The organism is Bacillus cereus group sp. RP32, assembly GCF_040459735.1.
Lineage (GTDB): Bacteria > Bacillota > Bacilli > Bacillales > Bacillaceae_G > Bacillus_A > Bacillus_A wiedmannii.
Genome location: NZ_JARVHO010000001.1, coordinates 2825997 through 2850083, shown reverse-complemented (window position 1 = coordinate 2850083; position 24087 = coordinate 2825997). Strand labels below are relative to the sequence as shown.

Here is a 24087-nt window from a genome sequence, read left to right as displayed (position 1 = left end):
AGATTGAAAAATAAAAGGGACGAACAGTTGATATATTATGTAATTATTATATTATAAAACTGATTGTTAGGGGTAAAAACAGTTCGCAAGTAATATCTTTTGCTTATAATATCTTCATTCTGTTGTCTGTTTTTTTAGATTTAACAGAAATATATACTTGAATGAAGTATATATTTCTGTTAAATTTATCCTATGGATAGAACAAGTTTAATTAAAGGTCATTTAGAAATGTGTGTATTATCTATTTTGTCGAAAAAGAAAAGTTATGGTTATGAGATTATGAAAGAACTTGAAGTAAACAATTTAAAATTGAAAGGAGTAGGAAGTATTTACCCTATTTTAACTAAGTTGAAAAATCAAGAGTGGGTTAATACTTATCAAGTAGTAACAGACAGTGGTAAAGTTAGGATTTATTATGAAATTAATGAAAACGGGAAAATACGTCTTGAGAATAAAATAAATGAGTGGTTAGAATTGCAATCGGATATTCAAACATTACTAAAAAGCGGTTTGAAAGGAGACCTTCTGAAATGAGGAATAGATTACTAGGTAAAGAAAAACAATTTTTAACAGACGTACTTAAGGAATTAAAGCAATACGATATTAGTTTAGAAGAAAGGGAAAATATTAAGCAACAAATATTAGAACATATTCAAGAATGTCGTGAACATGGTGAAGATAGTATAGGTGATTTAGGTACACCTCAATTATTTGTTCAAGACTATTTAGAAATAAATGAGATTGATTTACAAGTTAAAAGGAAGCAATTGAAAAATGAAAAGGGGAAATTAAACAAATCTATCTTACGCGGCATATTCATCGCGGTTATTACTTACCTCATCTCGCAAACTACATTTACAATATTTTTAACTAGATCATTAAATCCAACAAATAGTAAAACTACATTTCAGTATAATCTTTTATATCGTATTTCAGAAAATCAATGGTGGAATTCATTATTAATAATGATTAGTTTTATGCTCTCTGTAGTAGTCTTTATTAGTTTAGTAAGTTATAAAAAAAGAAAACTCTCTAAAGCATAATGAAGAATACAATCTATAAAATGTCTCTAATTTATATTCTTTGTAATGTATTAATGTTATGTATTACAGATGCAAAAGTTTACGCTCAGCAAAATATTAAAATTGCATTGGATAACTATATTGAAAAATTTATAAAAGAGCAGAACATTCCAGGAGCTTCTGTTGCAATTGTACATAAAAAAGATGTATTTTTCACAAAAACGATAGGAATTACTGGAGAATCTGAAAAAAAGGTAACTAGTAAAACCCCATTTGCAATCGGCTCAATAAGTAAATCTTTAGCAGCTTTAGCTATAGTAAAATTAATAGAAGATAAAAAATTAAAATTAGAGGATCCAGTTCAACGATACCTTTCCTGGTTTAAACTAAAAGATTCACAAATATCCTCAACTATAACAATCCAACATCTACTAACTCATACAAGCGGAATCAGTACATATGAGGGCTTAGCAATATCAGATAAGCAATCCAAAAATTCTACAGCATTAAAAGAAAATGTAATGAAACTTTCAAATGTAAAATTAACTGCTCCACCAGGTGAAAAATATCAATATAGTAATGCGAATTATATTATTTTAGGTGCACTTATTGAAGAAGTCACAAATGAAACATATTCATCATATATGGAAAAGTATATTTTTCAGCCATTAAATATGAATGGCGCGGCAGCAAGTAAAGAAATTGCATACGAAAAAAATTATTTAACAGGTTATCAGTCTTGGTTTGGTATTCCAAGAAAAAGTGTAGTGTCCTATGATAATGCCGGGGCACCGTATGGCTATATTACTGCAAATTTAGAAGATATGATTCAATTTCTTATGTTTTTGAATCGTAAAGAGCACACTCAATTTTTAAAGAAAGAAAACATCGATCTTTTTCTTTCACCACTTTATAAAATAAATTCAGAAAAAAGTTATGGTTTTGGATTAAGAACAACAAATATAAATGAAAACGAAACGATAATTTGGCATTCAGGATCAACGCCTGATGCCCGTGCAGAAATCTTTATTTTAAATAAAAGTGGCTGGGGTGGAGTGATTTTAGCAAATAAAAATCATGTTTTAGAAGAACCAGCACTATCGGTATTGAAAAATGGGATTATTAGTATTTTGAATGGAGAAGTACCGGTTGATCCCCCTAAAAACGTACCATTTATACAAATTGTTATGTCTATAGTTATATTCGCGCTTTTCATTATATCAATTATGTTAATTAAAAAATATAAACATAAGAAAACTGTTAAAAGACTAACTTGGTTATTTATAGGGAGTCTATTTCTACTAGTATCTATTATTTTCATCCCGCTTCTTACTTATAGTACAAACTCACCATGGCATACGATTAAAATATTTGCGGCAGATGTAGCCTTTCTTACAAGTATTATAGTAACTTTATTAGTTGTGAACGGACTAATATCAATCTTTATAGCCCTAAGACAGAAGGGAGTATAAGGGGAAATAATTAAAGAAATATAATTCAAGCGTTATAAACAGTTGACTCTCACACGATGTCATTGTTTAGGAGAAAGTTGAGCTATGAAGTAGAGGTAATTAATGGGAGGGAAATATATTTAAAATAGGGGACTTTTCAAAACTATCTTCCATTAGTATACGTATGTTGAGACACTACGATAAAGTGGAATTATTACAGCCAGTAAAAGTCGATGAACAAAGTGGATATCGATATTATTCAGCAGCCCAATTAAAGAAAGTAAATCAAATTCAAATGTTAAAAGATATGGGATTCAATATTGCTACTATTAAAGAAATAGTAGAGAGCGATAATATGGAAGTAATAAAATTACAATTTGAAAATCGTAGTGCTCAAATAAAGGATGAAATGGATGACCTCCAAAAACAATTACGTCTTCTCGAAGCCTCAATGAAAACGATGAGAGAGGATGTTGTTGAGATGAACTATCATGTTTCAATAAAAGAAATTCCAGAAAGAAATGTAGCTAGTGTTAGAAAGGTTATTCCATCTTATAATCGCGAAGGGGATTTATGGGGTATATTAATGCAAGAAATACAAATGAAAAATATTAGCATTGCCCATCCTAGTTATAGTATTGCAGTTTTCCATGATCGTGAATACAAAGAAAATGATGTAGATGTAGAAATACAGCTAAGTATTTTAGGGAAGCACGAAAAGACAAAAGACGTTACATTTAAAAATATTGAATCAACTAATGTAGCTTCCATAACGGTTAATGGAAGTTATGAACAAATGACAGCTGTAAATGAGGCTGCAGCAAAATGGATTGAGACAGAAGGTTACGAATTAGCAGGTCCAATGTATAATATTTATCATGTGAGCCCAGCGATGGAATCGGATCCTAATAAGTGGGTTACAGAAGTTTGTTATCCAGTTAAATGATGATAAAGAAAAAAGGCATATAATTAATGCCTTTTTTCTTTATGGGTACCGTCAGGGAAATGTTACAATGCTAAACCTTTTTTGCTGAAGATTCTCCCGTTTTTAATAATGTTAAGAAAGTTTCAGTGGCCTTAAAGAATCTAATGAGATCACTTTCTCTGAATTAAAATGGTATTCTCCTAGCAAATTAATATGTTTCCAGCAAAAAGGTGACATATGGTGCAAGATTACGGTTATGGCGGGTGTAAACCAACCAGAACGTGATCTTATCCGTATGCGGTAGCGTGAAGGAATTGAACTGGCTAAGAAAGAAGGAAAGTGTAAAGGTCGGTTAAAGAAGTACCATAAACATCATGCAGTAAAGCTTAATAAAGAGGGAGATATGACTGTAAATCAAATTTGTGAAATTACAAATGTGTCTAGGTTCTCATTATATAGAAAGCTATCAGAAAGGAACAGTTGATGAGTTATACTAAAAATAGGAAATATACAATTGAAAATAAATTTCATATAGAGGTGGAATTATATGCCTAAAATTGACAATATGTTAGCAATTCTATGGATGCTTCGTTCAGGTGAAAAAATTACTGCAAAACAAATTTCAGAAAAGTTAGAGATGAATATAAGGACTGTATATCGTTATATTGATACAATTTCAACAAGTGGCGTACCTATCATTTCAGAACCAGGACATAACGGTGGATACACTTTATTGAACAATTTTATTGAGGCTCCTCTTTTTTTTGATTTTGAGGAGCAAACTGCACTATTTCACGCTGCTGTTTTTGCAGAAGAAGCAGGATATTATGGAGGTGAAGCACTAAATAGGGCCATTTCAAAACTAAGTAAATACTCAAATCAAGAGCAGGAAACAAAGATAAACCAACATTTAGCTAGTCTTGAAGTAATAAGTCGATTAAGTTCACTCTCTATGGAACCTTTTTTGAAGGAGTTGGAGCAGGCCGTAGCTGACGGGTACTCAGTAAAAATTCTTTACCATAAAAGTGGCGAAAAGCAATTAAATTATAGATTGGTCGATCCGTACAAAATTATCTATTGGAATAATAAGTGGTATGTGATTGGATTTTGTCATCTTAGGAATGATATCCGTAGTTTTAGAGTAGATCGAATTGAAAGTCTAATGCTAACAGAAAATAAGTTTAACCGGCCAGAAAATTTTTCAGCACGTGACTTTTTTATAAAAGGTCTTCTTCCAACTATAGAAGATAAGGAAGGGACTATTTCTTTGGTTATTAATGGGGATAAAAGTGTATTGGCTGATATTTGCCAACATTGGTTTTTAGGACATTATTTACAAGAACGGACTTCAAACCAAGCAGTTTTTCTTCTTGAAAAAGATATAATACATACATATGTACCTTATTTACTTTTACCGTACAATAAATCTATTAAAGTTATTGAGCCAATAAGTCTTAAGAAAAGACTTATTGAAGTTCTTTCGGAATTAATAAAATTTCATCAAGTATGATAACTTCCCTGACGTTAACTGTCAGGGAAGTTATATTATAATAGTTATATAAATTGTGATTGGAGTGTTATTGGATGCAAACAAAAAAAGCATTTCTATATGTATTTAATACAATGTCGGACTGGGAATATGGATATTTAATTGCTGAATTAAACTCAGGAAGATATTTCAAAAAAGATTTAGCACCTTTAAAAGTAATTACAGTAGGAGCTAATAAAGAAATGATTACTACTATGGGAGGACTGAGCATAAAACCAGATATTTCCCTTGATGAATGTACTCTTGAGAGTAAAGATCTTTTAATTTTACCAGGAGGGACTACTTGGAGTGAAGAAATTCATCAACCGATCTTGGAAAGAATTGGCCAAGCTTTAAAGCTTGGTACTATTGTTGCTGCAATTTGTGGTGCAACTGAGGGCCTCGCGAATATGGGATACTTAGATGCTAGAAAGCATACAAGTAATAACTTAGAATATACTAAAATGGTATGTCCTAACTATAAAGGAGAAAAGTTCTATGAATTGGGATCTGCGGTATCTGATGCGAATTTAGTTACTGCATCAGGAATAGCTCCTCTGGAATTTGCAATGGAGGTACTGAAAAAAATAGATGTATTTACACCAGATGCATTACATTCATGGTATAACCTAAATAAGACTCATAAACCTGAATACTTCTTCCAGTTAATGAATTCAATAAATAAATGAAGTAACTGAAAAACTCAATTTCTCTATTTTGATTTGTAGAGCAGTTGAGCTTTTTAATTTGAAATTTCCTTATCGTTGTGAATTTGTATTTTCCTGACGCGCCCCCTTTATCAACTTATCCGTAAATATGAAGAGAAAATACTTCTTGATTCGATTCATCAACTACTAGCACAATTTTATTTGCAAAATTACAATATGATCGGATTTTAATGGATTCCTTTAATGAATCTTCTAAAAACCAACCTGTTGGTACTAAAGAAATACAATCCTCTTTTTCAAAGAATGAATGTTTGAGGAAATATGCTATTTCTTGCGTTTCTATTAAGAACATCGGATCAATGCAATCAAATGCTGCAGAATAATATTTTAATGTTCTTCTACCGACAATTCTATTAAAAGAATGGCTTCGGTATAAATCAGGCACTACAGGACATATACCGTTTGTTAGAAGTTCTTTTAAAGTTTGTTTTGATTCTTCCTTTAAACCTATCATGAAAATTTCATGTAATTCATTTTTAACTATATTTAAAGTAACGTCATTTGGAATGGGAAAGGACGTATAAACGTCCTCTTCAAGTATGACATCCATGCCACTGAAAAGTTGGCAAATTGGACTGAGAGAAGTATTTGAAGATACAAGAGGTGCCTTTTCTATATAAAAATCTTCATTTATAGGAGGTAATGGATATTTTTGTTCTTCGATTTCAATTAACTAATCATACATTCATATAACTTCCTTTCATCATAGTTTTCTTATCGGACTATAAAACGCAATAACAACTTCAAGTAGCTTCGTGAAAGCAGCTAAAGCAAATACAAGTACTGGATTATAGGCTGAAATAATACCTCCTACTAATGCCCCGAGTGGCATAGCTAATCGTGTAAGTACTCGCGAAAATCCTAAAACTCTTCCTTGCATATGTGATGGAACGGTTTCCTGGCGAATTGTGGCTACAATTGTATTCCATGCAATATTGCAAGTCATTGCAATACCGAAAGCAATACCGGGAGCAAGCCAATATGTACTCCAAAGCGCAAAAGTTAAGCCAATTGCTCCAACAAATAGGAGTAGAGGAATTAGAATGCCGCGCTGCAATCTTTTTTCTAAAGGAACTGCAATCAAGCTTCCTAAAAGCCCTCCTATTCCAATTAGTGAATAATTAAAGCCACTTTGTTCCGGCGTAAGTTGCAATGTGGATAGTAAATAATACATGAACACACCTAAAACCGCACTTGCTCCAAAGTTTCCAATCATAGCTTGAAAAGATAAAGCTAAATTTAAGCGGTCATTTTGGAGCCATTTAAATCCACTAACCAAATCAGCTAGTACATTTTGAAGTGCATTTTTATCTTCGCATTTCTTGTTTACGGTTTTCATAGACGGTAATAATATCACAGCAACTAATGTTGCAATAAATGAAAGAACATTAATCCAAAGCACCTGAAAGCCGCCAATAAAAGAGATGAAAAACCCAGCTATCATTGGACCTAACAAACTAGCCAATTGATTGATCATTTGATAGAAAGAATTAGCCTTCGTTAATGATGCACCTGCAATATGTGGAATGACTGTAACAGTTGTTACATCAAAAAGCATGGACATAACTGCTAAGGTAAAAGTAATTACGTATAAATGCCAGATTTCTAATAGATGTAGTGCATGTAGAATTGGTACGAGACTTACTAAAATAATATTGGTAATATCCGCTATCCAAAGTAACTTTTTTCGATCGTATCGATCAATCATTACACCAACTAAAGGGCCAAATAAGACAATTGGCAATACATTAATAGCAAATAAAGAACTCATAATTACAGCTGAACCGGTTAATTGATAGGCAATCCAAGGCAACGCAAAAGTATATAGTGAATCCCCAATTCGTGAAATGAGTAAACCAGAAATGAAAATCTTGTATTCTTTAGAGAAAGTCGTCTTTACGGTAAGTCTTTGTTCTTGTTTAAGTTTCACACTATTTATACCACCTTTATTATAGAGGAATTTGAAAATCATCCGTCCAATACTTGTTATATATAGAATTCTGTAATTTTTTGGTGAATCCTACTTTTTAAAGGTATTTTAAAATCTAAAGGAGGAAATAAAAATGAAGGCAGTATTTTTAGATAGGGATGGGACAATGGGAGGGACAGGTAGAGGGATTCACCCGAATGAATTTACACTATTTGATTTTACACCTAAAGCAATTCAAAAGTTAAATAACTTAGGAGTAAAAGTGTTTGTATATACAAATCAAACTAGAATTGGAAGGGGATATTTTACCGAAAAAGAACTGCTTAAAGGATTTCAAAAGATGCAACAAATTTTAAAAGATGAAGATGTATATATAGATGGAATGTACTATTGTCCACATAAAATGAATAATAGTTGCGACTGCCAAAAACCGAATATAGGTTTACTTTTGAAAGCAGCGGAAGAACATGGTCTATGCTTAAAAGAGTGTTTTCTTATTGGAGATACAGGGAGTACAGATATGATTGCAGCTGAAAGGGCTAATATGAAAAAGATTTTAGTACGAACAGGATGGGGAGAAAGCTCATTAACAAAGTATAGAAATTCGTGGAAAGAAACAGTACCTGATTATATAGCGCAAAACCTACTTGATGCTGTGTGTTGGATTGAAGATAATTTAAATACATAATAAAATTATAGTAAACTATATTGTTCAAAGATCGTTAGGAGGGAAAATATTGATACAAATAGATAAGAATATGCGAACAGCTGGTGCGTATGTAGTGTATAAAAATTTATTTGTTTTTCAAGTTGGTCCAACGAGTAAAGGGGATACATTAGGTGTAGTAAGGCTGGGGGGACATAAAGAAGCCGATGAAACAGCAGTAGAAACTGCTAAAAGAGAGGTGAAAGAAGAAGCTGCTATCGATATTACCATTTTGAGTTCGCCAAGTATATATTACAAAGAGAATTGGAGTGCACAATCAAAGAAAATAAAAGTAGAAAATGAAATCAATCCAATATTAATTATTGATAGTCCAGATGAAACTTTATCTATTATGTACATGGCACATTCAAAAACCGAACCGAATCCCTCTTCTGAAACGAACGGGTTATTATTACTTTCAGTGAGTGATATTAAGCTAATTTGTAGTAAGGAAATAAAACTAAATGATTATATTAAGCAAGGTGGAATGGCTATATTGAAAGAAAAAATGGATAAAGAGTTAATCTTACAACCTTTCCCGCAACTCTTGTTTTTAGCAGAACTTTTAAAAGAAGATCCTGTATTACTTCAGAAGTTTCTAAATTAGCAACAAAAATTTACCGTAATAAGGGCTTTTATTTTAAAAATTTTATCGTATGTGTGGTTGGGGAAGAAGACATCTAGAATATATAGACGAAAATAAACTATAAAATTATTATGTTAACTAAATACGATATAGAATATATTTCTTATAATCTTTATTTTATGATATGTAATTAAATAATGTGGCACCTTCTATTATTGTTATTATGTATAATAGAAAGTAAGAATATTTTGGTAGTTATTTAATGTAATAAAAACCTTTATTTGAAAGGAGTGATGTTTTATGAACAAACAGAAGAAAACAAAATATGAGGTAAAAATAATTTGAGTATGCGTATCATACCTCTATAAACTACGTTTGCTCAAAGCTAGGAGCAATGCATGATAAATATTAAAATTGGAAAAAATCAATACCCTATAACATTGGCTGAGGATCATAATTTTGATTGGCTAAAGGATGTAGAAGTGTTTACTGTTTTTGATCAGCAAGATTCAGGAAATATTAGCTTTGGTATTATTGAAAATGGACAACGCTATTTTTTGAAGTATGCTGGTGCGCGCAATTTAGAGTATAAAGGTAATATAGAGGACGCAATCCAACGATTAATGAAAGCAAAGGAAGTATATGAACAAATTCAACATCCTTTACTAGTTCCATATATTAATTCCATTCCAATGCAAAATGGATTTTGTTTAAGGTTTCATTGGATTGGTGGGGAGTGCATGCACAATCATTGGGACTTTACACCGTTTGAAAAGCACCATGCACCAAACTCACCTTTTGTTAAGTTAAGACAATTAGCCGTGACGGAGAGACTTAACATATTAACACAAATTTTAGAGTTTGCAACCTATGTGGAGTCATTAGGATATGTCATGGTTGATTTTTATGACGGTAGTATTTTATATAATTTTGAGCAATCAAAGCTGACGATTTGTGATATTGATTTCTTTCAAAAAACACCTGTATTCAATGAAATTGGGAAAGATTTTTGGGGGACAGCTCGCTTCAAAGCACCGGAGAAATATGAACTGCATGCACAAATTACAAGCGAAACGAATGTGTACGTATTAGCCGGAATTGCTTTTGCCTTTATTGGCGGAAAAAGTGATAAAAGCTATGAAAAATGGGAGAGCACACAAGAATTATATAATATATGTACAAAAGCGTTGCATAAAGAAAAAAGTAAAAGATATCGCACTGTTCAAGCGTTTTATGAAGCTTGGATTACAAATATAGAATAAATAATCAATAATTCATTTTAATTTATATGTATCAACAAAGGGGAACACATAAGATGAACGAATTAGAGTACAAAAACTTTTATGATAAAGTAGGAAGATTAAATGGATGGGATTTTAGTAAAGTAAAAGGTGAAACTGTAGGAGATTCATGGGACTTTTATGGTGAGGTAAAAGAAAGGTGCAAGTCATCACGTATTTTACTAGATGTTGGTACAGGTGGAGGAGAAAATGTACTTAATATAGCATCTTCAGCTAAATCTTTAATTGGAATAGATAATTCTAACGGAATGATTGAAAAAGCACATTCCAATTTGAGAAAATCAGGTGTACAAAATGTTGAGTTTCTACAAATGGATTCTGAAGTTTTAACGTTTCCACATGCTTATTTTGATATTGTTTCAAGTTGTCATGCACCATTTGCAGCGACTGAATTAGCAAAAGTAATGAAAAAAGGTGCTTTGTTTTTAACACAACAAGTTAGTGAACATGATAAATTGAACTTGAAAGAGGCATTTGGAAGAGGACAATGCTTTGGTGAAAGAGATGGAACTTTAAAAGAAAAGTATATGGGTGAACTTAGTAGTGCAGGATTTGAACTCGTACAAGTAAGTGAATATGATGTTACTGATTATTACAGTAGCCCTGAAGACCTCATGTTCTTATTAAAACATACGCCTATTATTCCTAGGTTTGGAGTAGAGGAAGAGGATTTTACTATTTTACAAAAGTTCATTGATGCAAATAGTTCTGAAAAAGGGATTCGTACGAATTCAAAAAGGTTTATGATTATTGCTGTTAAATTATAATGTGTTATAGATTAAAAGCTGCTTTTCTTTAAAAAAAGCAGCTTTTTGTGTGGAAAAGAAGGTTATACAAGATGGTCTTTATTACTAGAGATTGGAGTTAAGGACCTGGGTATAGAAATAAATTATAAAGTATGCTGGCATGCGAGAGGTACAACAACGGTTAATATTGTAAGAGGTATGCATAAGGACGAAACATTGGGATTATCCGAAAGTTATAGTAGAAGAAATAAGAAAACATCGGTAAAGTTAAATGTAAATCCAAAAGGTTGATTTTTGTAATATATAAAAATCAACCTTTTGGAGCGTATGTAATATAGAAATAACGTATAGAGTAAGTAAGATTTTTACTTACAGTTTTATTTTTTAGCAGGTGTATTTCCCATCGCGATAGAAATTCTATTCCAACTATTAATTTGATTAATAATCAAGACAAGGTCAATATATTGTTTTTCATCATAATGTTCACATACTCGTTTGTATAGGGAATCAGGAACTCTTTTAGTAGGAATTAGTGTAATATGTTCAGCTAGTTCAATAGCGACCTTTTCTTCTTCTGTATAAAAAGTACATTCATCCCAAGTACTTAAGCAATAAATCCTTTGTTCAGTTTCTCCCATTTTTCGCGCATCAGATGTATGTAAATCTAAGCAGTAAGCACAGCCATTGATCTGAGAAACTCTAATTTTAATAAGCTCTCTAGTCATTCGATTAATCGTTGATTGCTTTGTGTACTTTTCCATGTCCATCATAATTTTCATAGCATCAGGTGCAGCATCATAGTAAGAAATTCTTTGGTTCACAAAACATCACTCCTTTAGCTTAAGATATTGTTCATTATATCTTGATATGGTCGTTTATACCAATTATTTGAACTATAGCGCAAAACGCTTGAAGTTAAAATTTTATTGCATTAGCCGGAAATGTTAGCGTAACTACTCTAATACAAAAGTATTATTTTGTTAATTAAAGTTTCAATCTCCAGATGGATTCTTCCTGTTAGTTTTTGAAATACAATACTAATAGATATAATAAATTTGGAGGTTTATTACAATGATTACACATATATCAGATATTAAACTACAAACGGTTTCCATAGAAGGGGTAAAACAAGTTTATAAGGACATATTATCTTTTCCAATAAAAAAAGAAACAGCATCATTTATTCAATTTGAAGTAACGCCTTATACAACAATTAGTTTTCAAGAAGTATATGAACCAATTGCACCTGCTCACTTTGCTTTTGAGATTCCATATTCAAAATTTCTTGAAACAGTAAGATGGCTAAAGGATTCTGGATTACTCATTGTGAAATGGCAAAATGGAAATGTAATTGGTGAAGAGAATGGTTTATTCAATGTATACTTTAAAGATGGGGATGGAAATCTACTCGAAATTATCGCACATAGTTATGTTAAAGAAGATGTATTAGTACCGCAGTCCCCTTTAAATATTTTATATGTAAGGGAAATGGGACTTCCTGTTAAAAGTGTACCTGTATTTACAGAATGGTTAAAATCCAATCTAAATATGAAAACGATGAAAGATGGGGATATTTTCAACTTTGTTATAGGTGGCACTGCATACATCGTTGCAACTTGGTGGCAGCGACCTTGGATCCCGATTGCGATGAAAGCTTTACCACCAAAAGTACACGTATCTTTCGGAACAACAGATCAAGCATTTTTACAGCAAATCCAAATTAACTTTAAGAAAAATGGTGTCCCATTTCAATGTAAACATAATGAAGTATCATTTATTGAACAGGGATATGCATTTTCAATTGTGCATACACCACATTTCCCTTCCGATATTCCTAGTAAATTAAACTTACCACTTTCTATTTAAGGATAGAAAGTGGTAAGTTTTTTATATTTTCGTGGAGAAGGGTTTCAGCATAATTACACTGAATTTATAGGGGAGTATAATGTGTCAGCTTAATTTACAGTAAGGAGAGAAATGAATTGAATTTAGGAAATCCGATAGCTAAAGGGAATACAGCAGAAATCTATCTCTATGATACTAAGGTTGTAAAATTATTTAATGAATATCTGCCTGATACAGAGTCTATGAATGAAGCAAAAAAACAAAAATATGCTTATTCATGTGGACTATCAGTTCCGAACGTATTTGAAGTGACAAAGATAAAAAATAGACAGGCAATTATTATGGAATACGTAAAAGGTGACAGTATGGGTGATCTTCTGCTTAATAATCTAAATGAGGCAAAGCATTACATAAATATTTGTGTTAATGAACAAAAAAAGATTCATGCTATACGTGTGAACACAGATGAAATAGAATCAATGAGAGAAAGGTTAGAGCGTCAAATTAAATCTGTACATAAATTGGATGAAAAACAAAAGGAAAGTATATTGAATAAGTTATATTCAATCAAATTTGAACCTAGATTATGCCATGGTGATTTCCATCCATTTAATCTAATTTTGAGTGAAAAGAATGTAAATATTATAGACTGGGTAGATGCTAGTTCAGGTGATATTCGTGCAGATGTGTTTCGTACATATTTATTGTATGCGCAGTCTTATATAGAATTAGCGGAAATGTATTTGCGAATATATTGCAGTAATACCGATCTAACAAGAGATGAGATCTTTCAATGGGCTCCTATTATGATTGGAGCTAGATTTTCAGAGAAAGTATCTCCGCAAAATGAAGTGTATGTAAACAAATTATTGAATCAGTATTTATAAGTAATAAAACAAAGGTTGTCTAGTAGCCAATTAATAAATGCTGTTGTTAAACTAAGTTTCCTTGTAGTTAAACAATAGCATTTTTAAACATTGATATAGGTATATTTAGTTTCGATCTTCATCCTATAAAGATTTATTATCCGTATTTGTTCCTCAGTTAATTCTTCTTTACCCCAATACATATGCATTAAGCTATATTCAAAAATCTCCTTTAATTTTATAAACAATGGAAACTTGTCTATCATCTCTTTAGGGAGTTCATTTTCTTCTTTATATCCTTCAAATAGTGCTTTTGTAATAGAATGTTCATAATCAACGATATTCCCATTTCCAGCAAATGAATATTCTATCGCACTATAAATAGGAACTGCTAAATCAAATATGTAAAAATGTTTTTCGCAGTCTTGAAAATCAATCATTGTTATGTTTGAATTGTTTTCAACTAATATATTTTCCAGCCATAAATCTCCGTGAATTAAGCCGTAATTGGAAGTAGACTTTTGTAGCTCTTTTATAGAAGTTAAAACGTCAGATGCAATTTCTCTTATAGTAGTTTCTTCTTTAGGGATATACTTAAGAAAATTATATTCTTCATTTTCATACCAACCGTTTATATGTTTAACCGGATTAGTCTGTTCAAAGCTTTTAGAAATGCGATGTAATTTTCCAATTTGTTTACCAAGCTTTTTAAATATATTTGAATTCCAATCACACCTCGGTAAATGTATACCAGGAGCAGCTTTATATAATACAGCAAAAATCTCCTTGTCTAATGGAAACTTTTCTACAAAATTTCCTTGTAAAGAAGGGATTATTGGTGGAACACCTAAGCCATTTTGATATAAAAAATTCGTATATGTAACTTCTTCTAATTGTTCTGCATATGTTTTGTAGTTTGTAATTCTAATGAAATAAGTACCTTGTTGTGCGTTACATTGATACATTTCATTCGTTATGGGTTTAATGTTAATAAAATTTAATGGATATCGTTCATTTATTAATTGGAGTATTTCTTTTTCTAGCTCGTTCATTGTAACTTCCTTTCCAAACTTTAATTTTTTATTTGAGAACTAAAAGATTCTTAATATACAACATTCGTGTTTTATTTTTGATATCCTTTAAAATGAAGCATGAAGTAATGAATGGCTCATGTTATAAAACACAAGAAATATCAAAAGAAAGAAATGACTCTCTTTTATACTTATAAATAAGGAGTGAAGGAAATGAATGAACATATACAGCAAATGATTGATTGGATTGAGAGCAATTTAAAAGAAGAATTTTCATTAAATGAATTATCGCGTTATATGGGTTATTCTCCGTATTACTGTTCTTTTAGATTTCACCAAGTAACAGGCATGAGTATTAGGCGTTATATTCTTTTAAGAAGACTGTATTTATCTACGGGGGATTTGAAGAATGATAGAAAGATAATAGATATTGCATTGGATTACAATTATTCTTCGCAAGAGGCTTATAGTAGAGCTTTCAAAAATGTTTTTGGAATGAATCCAAGAGAATTCCAACTTAACAAAATGCCTATTCAATCATTTATTAAACTAAAAATAGAAGAGGAGTTAAAAATGAATATTTCTAGAAAATTAGAGGTTGAGCAGTTACGTAGCAATAATAATGAGTTGTTTGATAAAGATGTATTAAACATATTGAATGGTCAAATGATGTATGAAGAATTTAAAACGGAGAAGCTAATGGGTGAATCTGATTATGCCCCATTTAACGAAGCGATGTGTGTAAACACGGCTACTACACAAATTTTTAATGAAGAATTTATTAAAACAAGAGCAGAAGGACATAATAGTTCAGTAGAAAGTTATACAAAAAAAGTTATAGATCCGTTAGAAAATCTTTTTACGAAAAAGTATAAATGCATTGTTTTATGGTTTGGTGAAGATATGTTCTGCCAAATGAACTTACTTACCATACTTTCATACTTAGAACAATCTTGTTATGAAGGGAAGGTATACTTAAATAGCTTCAGAGAAGATGAATTTAAAGTAAGTCAACTTGAACTGGAATTAGGAAATTATTCTTCTATATACGATGAAGTAGTAGTGAATCATAAAAAAACATCCTATAAAGTACCACCTGTAATCTATCAAGCTATAGACTTATATTTAAATATGTTAAAAGAAGATAATATCGTAGTAAAATTCATCTCTAAAAATAAAGATTTATCAACTCGAGAATTATTAACAAAGTTGTTTAAACTCTTTTCGACAATCGGATATGGTGATTCTCAGTACATAGAACTAATAAATAAAATAAAGAAGAAAGCTGAACCTAAAATATAGGAACAGCTTCTTTCTTACAATTGTTCAAATGACTCTAATTCGCCCTCTACAAATAACATTAGTTCTTTAATTGTTTCACTAGAAAAATCAAAATGAATTCCAGCTGCTTCATATACTTCCGTTAAAGATCTAGAGCTACCTAATGATAAAGCCTTTTTATAATTTTCTATTGCTTGTTTAGGATTTTCTTTATATTGTTTATACATTTGTAACGCACCAAGTTGTGCGATAGCATATTCGATGTAATAGAATGGTATTTCGAATATGTGTAGTACAGGTAACCAACCAGTTGCAATCCAATTTTCATACCCTTGAATATTTACGACGTTCGATTGGTAAGTGTTATGTAATTCTAAATACTTTACATTTCTTTCTTTAGCGGTATGATTAGGATTTTCATACATCCAATGCTGGAATTGATCAACGATAAGCATTGGTGGTAAATACTTTACAATATCTTTAAAGAAATCTAATTTTGCTTTTATAAATTCTTCAGTATTCTCATAAAATGTATCCCAATACTCCATCGAAAATAATTCCATTGTCATGCTAGCGAGTTCTGCTGATTCAGAAGGGATTTCCAAATATTTTTGAAGTTCTAACTGCTTCATACATTCATTATGAATACTATGACCCATTTCATGGAGGAAAGTAGTAACATCATAATGTGTATGATTGAGATTCATAAAAACGAAAGATAATCGAGAAGCAGGTAAATATTCGCAAAATCCTCCTGGTCCTTTTCCTTTACGACTTTCTAAATCTAAGCAATTATTTTTACGCATACGGTCCAGTAACCTAGAAAACTCAGGATCTAGTTTGTGTAAAATATGAGAACTTTTTTCGATTAATTCACTGGCGTCTTCGATAGGTTTTAATGCTTTTTGATTTGGTGCGGTTGCTTTTAGATCCCATGGACGAAGACTATCTACTTGAAGTTCAGATGTTTTCTCATTAAATATTTTATTGATAAGTGGTACTACGTATTTACGAATAGATTCAGCAAGTTCATAGCAATCTTCAGGTGTATAATCAAAACGTTCATGTTTTTTAAACATATAATCACGATAATTATCTAATTGAATGTTTTTCGCTTTTTGGTGACGTATTACGATTAATTCATTTAATATCTTTTGTAATGTATCTTCAACAGATAAGAATGTTTCAGAAATGAGTGTTTTCGCTTTTTTTCGTATATGACGATCCGGATCTTGTAAGTAAGACTGTAGTTCAGTAATTGTTTTTTCTTCACCGTCCCATAGTGCAGTTAAACCACCTGTAATTTCGAAGTACTCGGTTACTAGTTTGTCTTCGTCTACTTCTAAATCAATGTTCTTTTCACAAAATAATGTTTGCGCATTCTTTATTTTTTTATCTAGTAAGCTATACGTTTTTGGATCAAGTTCCATTCGAAAAGAGGACTCTAAATATTTATTATCAAATGAATTTTGATAACGTTTCAAAAGAGGTCGTACATATTGTTGATCATATTTAAAAGTATCTTTAATTTTTTTATTATCTGTATTACATTGAAAGGCGATATAGTGCGATCTTAATTGTTCTTCAATTCCCCAAATGACTGTGGATTGTTTTTTTAACCAGTTTTCCAGCTCTAGCTTTGAAGAAATCTCGTCATTTAATAAAGTAGAAAGAGTCTTTTCTAATTCTAGAACGTTACTAATATCAATTGTATTTAAGCGTTGCATGACATATCCCTCACTTTTTATTTATTCATGGAGATATTCTACTTATTAATTGTAATTTCCTTGTTAAGAGAAGGAAATGTGAAATAATGTTAAAATTTAAAGTAATAGAAGGGATATATTTCTGTTTGCTTAAGAATGAAGAATCTTTTTAAGTCCGTGCATTAGGGAGTGAAATAATGTATAAGTATTTACATATTTTTAATGATATAGAAAACATGATTCAACGTGGAGTGATAAAAGAAGGGAAGAAATTACCGTCAATACGATCGCTTGTTACGCAATATGAATGCAATAAGGCGACAGTTATACGGGCACTATATGAATTAGAAAAACGTCATATTATTTATTCCATCCCTCAAAGTGGATACTATGTTGTTCGAAAATCAGGGAGTTTTGTAGAAAATGACGACATAATTGATTTTGCTTCCTCAGCACCAGATCCAGATGTTTTTCCATATTTAGATTTTCAACATTGTATTAATAAGGCTATTGATACATATAAAAATGACTTATTTGTATATGGGACGCCAAAAGGCTTACCGTCTTTAATTCCGGTTATGCAAAAACAACTGGCAAACTATCAAGTTTTCACTAAAGAAGAAAATATTTTTATAACGTCAGGTGTGCAGCAGGCGCTAGCAATATTAACCGCTATACCATTTCCAAATGAAAATGAAACGATATTAATTGAACAACCAACATATCATCTATATATTGAATATCTAGAAATAAACAAAATCCCTGTAATCGGTATTAAACGTACGAATGAAGGTATTGACTTAAATGAATTGGAACGCATTTTTCGAACAGGTAAAATAAAATTCTTTTATACAATACCAAGATATCATCATCCGCTTGGAACTTCTTATTCTAAAGATGAGAAAGAAAAAATCGTGTTATTGGCTAAGAAATATAATGTATTTATAGTGGAAGATGATTATTTAGCAGATTTAGAAACGGATTCAAAAGCTGATCCGTTATATAGTTTAGATCATGATAATCATGTCATATATTTGAAAAGTTATTCGAAGATTATTTTTCCAGGTTTACGAGTTGGAGTTGCGGTCATTCCGCCATCCATTGCAAATGATTTTCATAAATATAAAAAGATATTAGATATTGATAGCCCGATGATTTCTCAAGCTGCATTAGAAATTTATATAAAGAGTGGCATGTTTGAACGCCATAAAAATAAAATTAAAACTTCCTATCACGATAGATCTAAAAAACTTGCAGAAACATTAGAAAGAACTCATAGTGAAAACCCGCTTTTATTCACATATAAAAAGTATAATACAATTGGAATCCACACTTGTTTAGAATTACTCAAAACGAGTATTTCTGAAATGTTATTCCAAAGATTAAATGAAATGCAAATAAGTATTGATCCGATTGATAAAAATTATGTTTGTGGTTTTCCGAAAGAAAGACTATTAAAGTTAAACGTTTCGAATGTGAAGGAAGATAGGATTGAAGAAGGAATTCGTAAAGTAATTGAGGAAATCAAACAAGCGGAACGTATAACCTTTCAATTTAAAAAAGAAAAAGATGAATAAGGAGGTTTGTTGTGAAACGCAAAATAATTCTCTTGTTTGTATGTATCGCTATAATAATTGGTGCTATCGTTCTAATTAATTATTATAAAAAAGATGATCAATGCATTGCGATTGGTAAGTATTCAAGAGGTATTATCGTAGATCAAAATAACGAACCTATATCTAATGTGAAAATTTATGAAGATTCAATTGAAAGTAAGGAACGCAGTATTTCAAATGCAGGAGGTGAATTTGAAATACCACATGGTGTTTGTGGTGAGATTGTATTACAATTAGTTACTCCAGATGGAGAAATCTATACGAGGAAATATGATAGTAAGCATATACCGGAAGTTATAAAATTGAATTATAAAAATGAAGATAAATAAAATGACATTATTACAAGGAAAAATAGTAGTTGTAGCTGGAGCTACTGTATATGTAATAAGAAGAAGTATTGTCTTGTATGGGGAGAACCGAAACGATTGAAGAAGCTACAGAGATTGTTACAAAGCAAGATGGTATCGAAATTGCAGTTCGTATTTTGGAAGTGGGAGATTCTTGCGAACAGGGATAAAACCAACAGTAATCTCAACAAGTGTTTCCCATAAAGGCCAGGGGCAAAATCAAATTTTTCAAGGACAGTGGCACAGGGGATATAGTGATTAAAAATGTTAAAAAAGTTTAAGTGTAGCTTGGAATGTGGTGTGTAATTTGATACAAAATAGTAAAAACCAAACTAATATTGCAGCTAAATATTAGTTTGGTTTTTTTATGAATTTATATTGAGAGAGCCAATCTAATTACATACTTATATTGCCTTATATAAATAAATTTCCCAAGCAGATGTCTTTGATACAAATGTTTTCTCAAGGTATAAATTGTTTTTCACTGCATTTTCAATAGGGACAGCAGAAAAAATGTACCGACCACCCATTTTTTTAAAATGTTCTATATTTAGCTCTACATTTTTCAAGTGTTTTTTCGAACCTTTCTTAAACATATAGTGTTTTCCAAGTTCATCGGTGAAAATATAACAGCGGCCACCCCATTCGTCAAAATACGTACGAATCGTTTTATTTTTCGCTAATTCCTTCTCAATTATTTTTCGGAATTCATATTTATAAGATAGAGGATAAAAATTGTTGTATGTGTCAAGTGTATAGAAACCATTGTACTGAGCGATAGCTGGATGTAAACCAATATTAGCGATACGGTACTGTTCCAAAGGTAAACCGATATACTCTTTTATCTCCTGAAATTGTTTTTTCGCAAAAAATTCCTTTACTGAAGGTTTATTTTGATAAATAATTTCTTCATTATAAAAGCATAACAAAATAATTTGAGCAATCATAAAACTTGTTGCAGCGTATCTCCATACTTTCCCTTGTAACCATAATATTTTTAATCCAAGAGCGAATAAAACATAAATAACTAACGGGCGCAAAAAATGATAACGTGCAAAATTAAATGTATCTAAAATGTGAAGCCGTTTTGTTAATGGAAGCCAACCTTTATAAAACCAAAAAGCATACCAAATGGACAAAAATATGTTAAAACAGAACAAAAAAATAAAGACTTTTTCTCGCTTCCATCGTTTTGTAGTAATGATGAAATACAACGCAATAAGTATGGCAGGTAAAATAATAAATGTATGGACTGTCATGACATGGGTATGTCCTAAAAGAAAATTTTTCACTGTAAGTCGGAGGGAACGCCATAACGATAATCTCGCATGAAAATATTCATCTCTACTGTTAGGTGCAGTTGATAAAAAAAAGGAAGATACTAAGCGATATTCTACAACCATGTATATGAGCGTCATATAAATAATTGAAAAAAGAAAACGAAAGTTCCATTCTTTTTTTACTACTAAGTCCACTAACCAGAGCATCCCTATACTACTTAAAAAAAAGAAAAAACCTAAAACAAAACTCGAATATAGAGGAATTAGAGTAAGTACGAAATAGTTCTTCCACAACTTTTCCCCTTTTCGAATATTTAAAAATGCCCAAAGTGCAAGAGGCATTCCCAGAGTACTAAGCATTCCTGATGGCCAAAAAGGGGTAAGAGCAAAAGCTAATGAAACTCCCATTGAAATGACCATCCATTCCTCTCTCGGTAAAAAATGATGTTTTAAAAGTACATACATGCCTATAAAAGCAACCACTCTTGTAATCGTCTGACTTAATACATAAGCAACCATATTTGGAAAAAAAGCATACAACCAAACAATGCAACTAAATTCCGTACTAAATGCGTTTCTTGATAATTGATTATTTATCACCTGTGGAATTGTACCATTAATCGAACCTCTTATCTCTCCACTCGATGTCAAAACCTTGTACCATGACAAATTGGAATCAAGATTATCATGAATGCGAATATGCGCATTTTCTCCAAGAATAAATAAAGGAGACAAATAAAGAATGAGTATAATTGTTGCAAAAACAAGTAACTTTTTTTCGTTTTTATTCTGGTTTAAAAACATTGATCGCACCTCAAGAAATTCTCAAAAAGTTTACTTATAAAATTTCCAAAATGAAAGAAATTATCCCTGGTTGATCAAGGTGCTATAAATGTAAGTGTTGGATTGGAGCGGAAAACAGCAGATGAAGTTACCACAGTATAAAGAATCGGATGTTACAGATACAAATCCTATTTATCCAAGAAAAACTGGATATGAAAGTTATGGGGAAGTAATTCAAGTTGGTAATAAAGTAACAAATTTAAACGTAGGTGATAAAGTAGTCTCTTTTTATGGGCATGAAACGATAGGAATAGTTAAGGGAGATAAAGTAATTCGAGTGCCTAGTTATATAAAATCTAAAGTTGCTTTATTATCTATTCTTTCTTGTGATGCTGCTAAAGGTGTATTGAAACTAAATCCGCAAAAGGATGAAAAGGTACTTATAACCGGAATGGGAGTGATTGGTTTACTCACTTGTTATTTCTTAAAATACTTTGTAGGTGTAGAGCACGTGGATGTTGTTGAGCCTAATAAAAATAGAAGAGAATTTGCAAAGAAATTTGGTGCGAAAAACCTCTATGATTCGGAAGAGAAAATTATAGATACGTATAATTACGGTTTCGAATGTTCTGCTACAAATAGAGGGTTTCACACATTGCAAAAGGCTATTAATAGTAATGGGGCGATATGTATTCTTTCTGATGGTAATATAGAAGACTTAACATTAACCGCCGACTTTTATCGAAAAGAATTGCAAATCATTGGTTCAAGTGATGGATATGATTATGAAAAACATGCAGATTGGTTTTTTAGTCAAATAGAACAGACGCCATGGATAGAAGAGATTTTTCAATATGAAATTCATTATACTGCACTTGAAAAATGTTTTGAGAAATTGAGTGAAGAGATAATTACTCCTTTAAAAGTATTTGTCTCATATGAATAAAATGACCAAGTACTTATCACGTAGCTCACATATATTTCGTCACAAATATGATAACAAAACGAGGAGTAACATGTAAGGGGATTTTTATAGGTACAGCGGGTTGTGTAAACAGAGAAGGGGTGTTGCTCTTTCATCATGTACAAATAGTATATTATCTTTCTCAATGTACATATTAAGTAAAGTGTTTAATATCGTACATAAAAGGCGGGATAGTATGGATGAAAATAAGAAAAATGAAGAATTGATTAAATTTAAGAAACAATGGTTTAATGAAGATAATCAACCGGTAGCTGGTATAGAGTTAGCTTTACCGCCTGATATAGGCAGCATGTTAGACTCGAAATCAGTTGATGATGAAAGTGGAGAAAGTAATAATGAATAAGTTTACTCTATGCATCCATTCGGGTGCTTTTTATTTTTCTACAAACGTACGAATTCATAAAGTAGGGTGGACTTTAAACCAATCTTTATAATAGATATAGACTTATTATTATGCTATATTCAATGGGGCTCAGTGACCACGTTAATTATTTTGAATAGAAGAAATAACATAGGTATTAATAATACATATACCTTCTTGTATTAGAATCATAGAAATTTAATTTGGCACAAGGAGCCGCACCGTTTAAATTTATTTGTCTTTTATATGGTACTAAAAATGAGATAAAAATAAGGAGATAGAAATATAATGGAATTTTGGGAATCAAGCTTTATTGAGAAACAAACGATGTGGGGGTTTGAACCTACAGAATCTGCACTTTTGACAAAAGATTTTTTTGTGGAAAACAATGTTAAAGACATATTAGTTCCGGGTATTGGATATGGGAGAAACGCGAAGGTATTTATCAAAAATAGTATAAATGTAACAGGTATTGAAATTTCAAAAACAGCGATCGATTTAGCAAGAGAAAACGGACTAGAAGATGTTAGCATGTATCACGGTTCGGTAAACGAAATGCCTTTTGATAATAAGCTGTATGATGGTATATTTAGTCATGCACTTCTTCATTTGTTGAATGAACAGGAAAGAGAGAAATTTATTAAAGATTGTTATAATCAGTTAAAACCAGGTGGATATATGGTTTTCACAACTGTTTCTAAAAAAGCTCCAATGTATGGAAAAGGAAAACAGTTGGATAAAGACTATTATGAGGTAATGGAAGGCGTAAAAATGTTCTTCTATGATTCTGAATCTGTAAAAAATGATTTTAATAAATATGGATTAGTACAAGTTTCAGAAATTGACGAACCAAATAAGATCATGGAAAATAAGCCTTCAATTAATTTCTTAATGATAAAATGTAAGAAAGAACTATAATTAAAAATTATTAAATATGATTAAAGATGTTTATATATTGATAATGCACAAATAAAAAGGACAAGCATATAATAGAATTACCTATTAACTTTAAGTAACCTTAACTTTCTTTAATAGGGTATCTCAAAATCCCTGAAAAAAGCAC

At 31.2% G+C, this 24087-nt stretch carries 23 protein-coding genes and 4 pseudogenes; 21 read left to right on the top strand and 6 right to left on the bottom strand.

Features of this window, described 5'->3' with window-relative positions; genetic code table 11:
* Window positions 1-228: 228 nt before the first annotated feature.
* The 7 genes and pseudogenes from QCI46_RS14780 to QCI46_RS14750 all read left to right on the top strand — a co-directional run bounded on the left by QCI46_RS14780 (window position 229) and on the right by QCI46_RS14750 (window position 5615).
* Complete coding sequence (locus QCI46_RS14780; RefSeq protein WP_306638939.1) at window positions 229-534, top strand: PadR family transcriptional regulator; 306 nt, start codon at window positions 229-231, stop codon at window positions 532-534.
* Entirely contained in the window at window positions 531-1043 is a 513-nt protein-coding gene (locus tag QCI46_RS14775; protein ID WP_166704921.1) for a DUF1129 domain-containing protein, read from the top strand. Before QCI46_RS14780 ends, QCI46_RS14775 begins: the two co-directional genes overlap by 4 nt.
* Window positions 1043-2494 carry a serine hydrolase domain-containing protein gene (locus QCI46_RS14770; protein ID WP_353840685.1) on the top strand — a complete coding sequence of 484 codons (1452 nt, stop codon included), beginning with the start codon at window positions 1043-1045 and terminating at the stop codon, window positions 2492-2494. Before QCI46_RS14775 ends, QCI46_RS14770 begins: the two co-directional genes overlap by 1 nt.
* Window positions 2495-2609: 115 nt before the next feature.
* Entirely contained in the window at window positions 2610-3419 is an 810-nt protein-coding gene (locus QCI46_RS14765) for a MerR family transcriptional regulator (RefSeq protein WP_353841876.1), read from the top strand.
* Between the two features lie 226 nt (window positions 3420-3645).
* Window positions 3646-3882: pseudogene (locus QCI46_RS14760) on the top strand (helix-turn-helix domain-containing protein); the annotation flags it as partial.
* A gap of 63 nt (window positions 3883-3945) precedes the next feature.
* Window positions 3946-4908, top strand: a complete 963-nt coding sequence (locus tag QCI46_RS14755; RefSeq protein ID WP_353840684.1) for a helix-turn-helix transcriptional regulator — start codon at window positions 3946-3948, stop codon at window positions 4906-4908.
* A 74-nt stretch (window positions 4909-4982) separates the two neighbouring features.
* Window positions 4983-5615 (top strand): type 1 glutamine amidotransferase family protein, encoded by a 633-nt coding sequence (locus QCI46_RS14750; protein WP_353840683.1) that lies wholly within the window; start codon window positions 4983-4985, stop codon window positions 5613-5615.
* Window positions 5616-5730: 115 nt separating this feature from the next.
* Here QCI46_RS14750 and QCI46_RS14745 read toward each other — a convergent pair whose 3' ends face one another.
* Entirely contained in the window at window positions 5731-6204 is a 474-nt protein-coding gene (locus tag QCI46_RS14745; RefSeq protein ID WP_353840682.1) for a hypothetical protein, read from the bottom strand.
* A gap of 153 nt (window positions 6205-6357) precedes the next feature.
* Window positions 6358-7584 (bottom strand): MFS transporter, encoded by a 1227-nt coding sequence (locus tag QCI46_RS14740; RefSeq protein ID WP_353840681.1) that lies wholly within the window; start codon window positions 7582-7584, stop codon window positions 6358-6360.
* Between the two features lie 133 nt (window positions 7585-7717).
* Here QCI46_RS14740 and QCI46_RS14735 point away from each other — a divergent pair, with 133 nt between their 5' ends.
* From QCI46_RS14735 to QCI46_RS14715, 5 genes and pseudogenes are all read left to right on the top strand, one after another.
* Window positions 7718-8272 (top strand): HAD-IIIA family hydrolase, encoded by a 555-nt coding sequence (locus tag QCI46_RS14735; protein ID WP_327960253.1) that lies wholly within the window; start codon window positions 7718-7720, stop codon window positions 8270-8272.
* Between the two features lie 49 nt (window positions 8273-8321).
* Window positions 8322-8897: an NUDIX hydrolase gene (locus tag QCI46_RS14730; protein ID WP_353840680.1), complete on the top strand. Its 576-nt coding sequence runs from the start codon at window positions 8322-8324 to the stop codon at window positions 8895-8897.
* A 377-nt stretch (window positions 8898-9274) separates the two neighbouring features.
* Complete coding sequence (locus tag QCI46_RS14725) at window positions 9275-10138, top strand: serine/threonine-protein kinase (RefSeq protein WP_353840679.1); 864 nt, start codon at window positions 9275-9277, stop codon at window positions 10136-10138.
* A gap of 53 nt (window positions 10139-10191) precedes the next feature.
* Window positions 10192-10944: a class I SAM-dependent methyltransferase gene (locus tag QCI46_RS14720; protein WP_353840678.1), complete on the top strand. Its 753-nt coding sequence runs from the start codon at window positions 10192-10194 to the stop codon at window positions 10942-10944.
* A 42-nt stretch (window positions 10945-10986) separates the two neighbouring features.
* Window positions 10987-11154, top strand: a pseudogene (locus QCI46_RS14715) (alpha/beta hydrolase); the annotation flags it as partial.
* 146 nt (window positions 11155-11300) lie between these two features.
* Here the strand turns inward: QCI46_RS14715 and QCI46_RS14710 are convergent.
* A complete protein-coding gene (locus QCI46_RS14710) occupies window positions 11301-11744 on the bottom strand; it encodes a carboxymuconolactone decarboxylase family protein (RefSeq protein ID WP_064469746.1) in 444 nt (147 codons plus the stop codon).
* A gap of 250 nt (window positions 11745-11994) precedes the next feature.
* Between QCI46_RS14710 and QCI46_RS14705 the strand changes: the two genes are divergently transcribed.
* Both QCI46_RS14705 and QCI46_RS14700 read left to right on the top strand, forming a co-directional pair.
* On the top strand, window positions 11995-12789 hold the full coding sequence (locus QCI46_RS14705; protein ID WP_353840677.1) for a VOC family protein: 795 nt from the start codon (window positions 11995-11997) through the stop codon (window positions 12787-12789).
* A 116-nt stretch (window positions 12790-12905) separates the two neighbouring features.
* Window positions 12906-13655: a phosphotransferase family protein gene (locus tag QCI46_RS14700; protein WP_353840676.1), complete on the top strand. Its 750-nt coding sequence runs from the start codon at window positions 12906-12908 to the stop codon at window positions 13653-13655.
* Window positions 13656-13738: 83 nt separating this feature from the next.
* On the opposite strand, the gene QCI46_RS14695 is transcribed toward QCI46_RS14700, so the two are convergent.
* Window positions 13739-14686 (bottom strand): phosphotransferase enzyme family protein, encoded by a 948-nt coding sequence (locus QCI46_RS14695; RefSeq protein ID WP_353840675.1) that lies wholly within the window; start codon window positions 14684-14686, stop codon window positions 13739-13741.
* A 192-nt stretch (window positions 14687-14878) separates the two neighbouring features.
* On the opposite strand from QCI46_RS14695, the gene QCI46_RS14690 reads away from it, so the two are divergent.
* Window positions 14879-15967: a helix-turn-helix domain-containing protein gene (locus QCI46_RS14690; RefSeq protein WP_353840674.1), complete on the top strand. Its 1089-nt coding sequence runs from the start codon at window positions 14879-14881 to the stop codon at window positions 15965-15967.
* Window positions 15968-15981: 14 nt separating this feature from the next.
* Here QCI46_RS14690 and QCI46_RS14685 read toward each other — a convergent pair whose 3' ends face one another.
* Window positions 15982-17673 carry a M3 family oligoendopeptidase gene (locus tag QCI46_RS14685; RefSeq protein ID WP_353840673.1) on the bottom strand — a complete coding sequence of 564 codons (1692 nt, stop codon included), beginning with the start codon at window positions 17671-17673 and terminating at the stop codon, window positions 15982-15984.
* A gap of 176 nt (window positions 17674-17849) precedes the next feature.
* Between QCI46_RS14685 and QCI46_RS14680 the strand changes: the two genes are divergently transcribed.
* The 3 genes and pseudogenes from QCI46_RS14680 to QCI46_RS14670 form a co-directional block, all read left to right on the top strand.
* A complete protein-coding gene (locus QCI46_RS14680; RefSeq protein WP_353840672.1) occupies window positions 17850-19229 on the top strand; it encodes an aminotransferase-like domain-containing protein in 1380 nt (459 codons plus the stop codon).
* 11 nt (window positions 19230-19240) lie between these two features.
* Complete coding sequence (locus QCI46_RS14675; RefSeq protein WP_353840671.1) at window positions 19241-19597, top strand: carboxypeptidase regulatory-like domain-containing protein; 357 nt, start codon at window positions 19241-19243, stop codon at window positions 19595-19597.
* 1 nt (window position 19598) lies between these two features.
* Window positions 19599-19752, top strand: a pseudogene (locus QCI46_RS14670) (short-chain dehydrogenase); the annotation flags it as partial.
* Between the two features lie 267 nt (window positions 19753-20019).
* Here QCI46_RS14670 and QCI46_RS14665 read toward each other — a convergent pair.
* Window positions 20020-21699 (bottom strand): DUF6044 family protein, encoded by a 1680-nt coding sequence (locus QCI46_RS14665; RefSeq protein ID WP_353840670.1) that lies wholly within the window; start codon window positions 21697-21699, stop codon window positions 20020-20022.
* Window positions 21700-21823: 124 nt separating this feature from the next.
* Between QCI46_RS14665 and QCI46_RS29895 the strand changes: the two are divergent.
* The 3 genes and pseudogenes from QCI46_RS29895 to QCI46_RS14645 form a co-directional block, all read left to right on the top strand.
* Window positions 21824-22624 (top strand): annotated as a pseudogene (locus QCI46_RS29895) (zinc-dependent alcohol dehydrogenase); the annotation flags it as partial.
* Window positions 22625-22838: 214 nt separating this feature from the next.
* The gene (locus QCI46_RS14650; protein WP_046955966.1) at window positions 22839-23006 is read left to right on the top strand and encodes a hypothetical protein; all 168 of its coding nucleotides are present in this window, start codon (window positions 22839-22841) and stop codon (window positions 23004-23006) included.
* Window positions 23007-23312: 306 nt separating this feature from the next.
* Window positions 23313-23942 (top strand): class I SAM-dependent methyltransferase, encoded by a 630-nt coding sequence (locus QCI46_RS14645; RefSeq protein WP_353840669.1) that lies wholly within the window; start codon window positions 23313-23315, stop codon window positions 23940-23942.
* Window positions 23943-24087 lie beyond the last annotated feature (145 nt).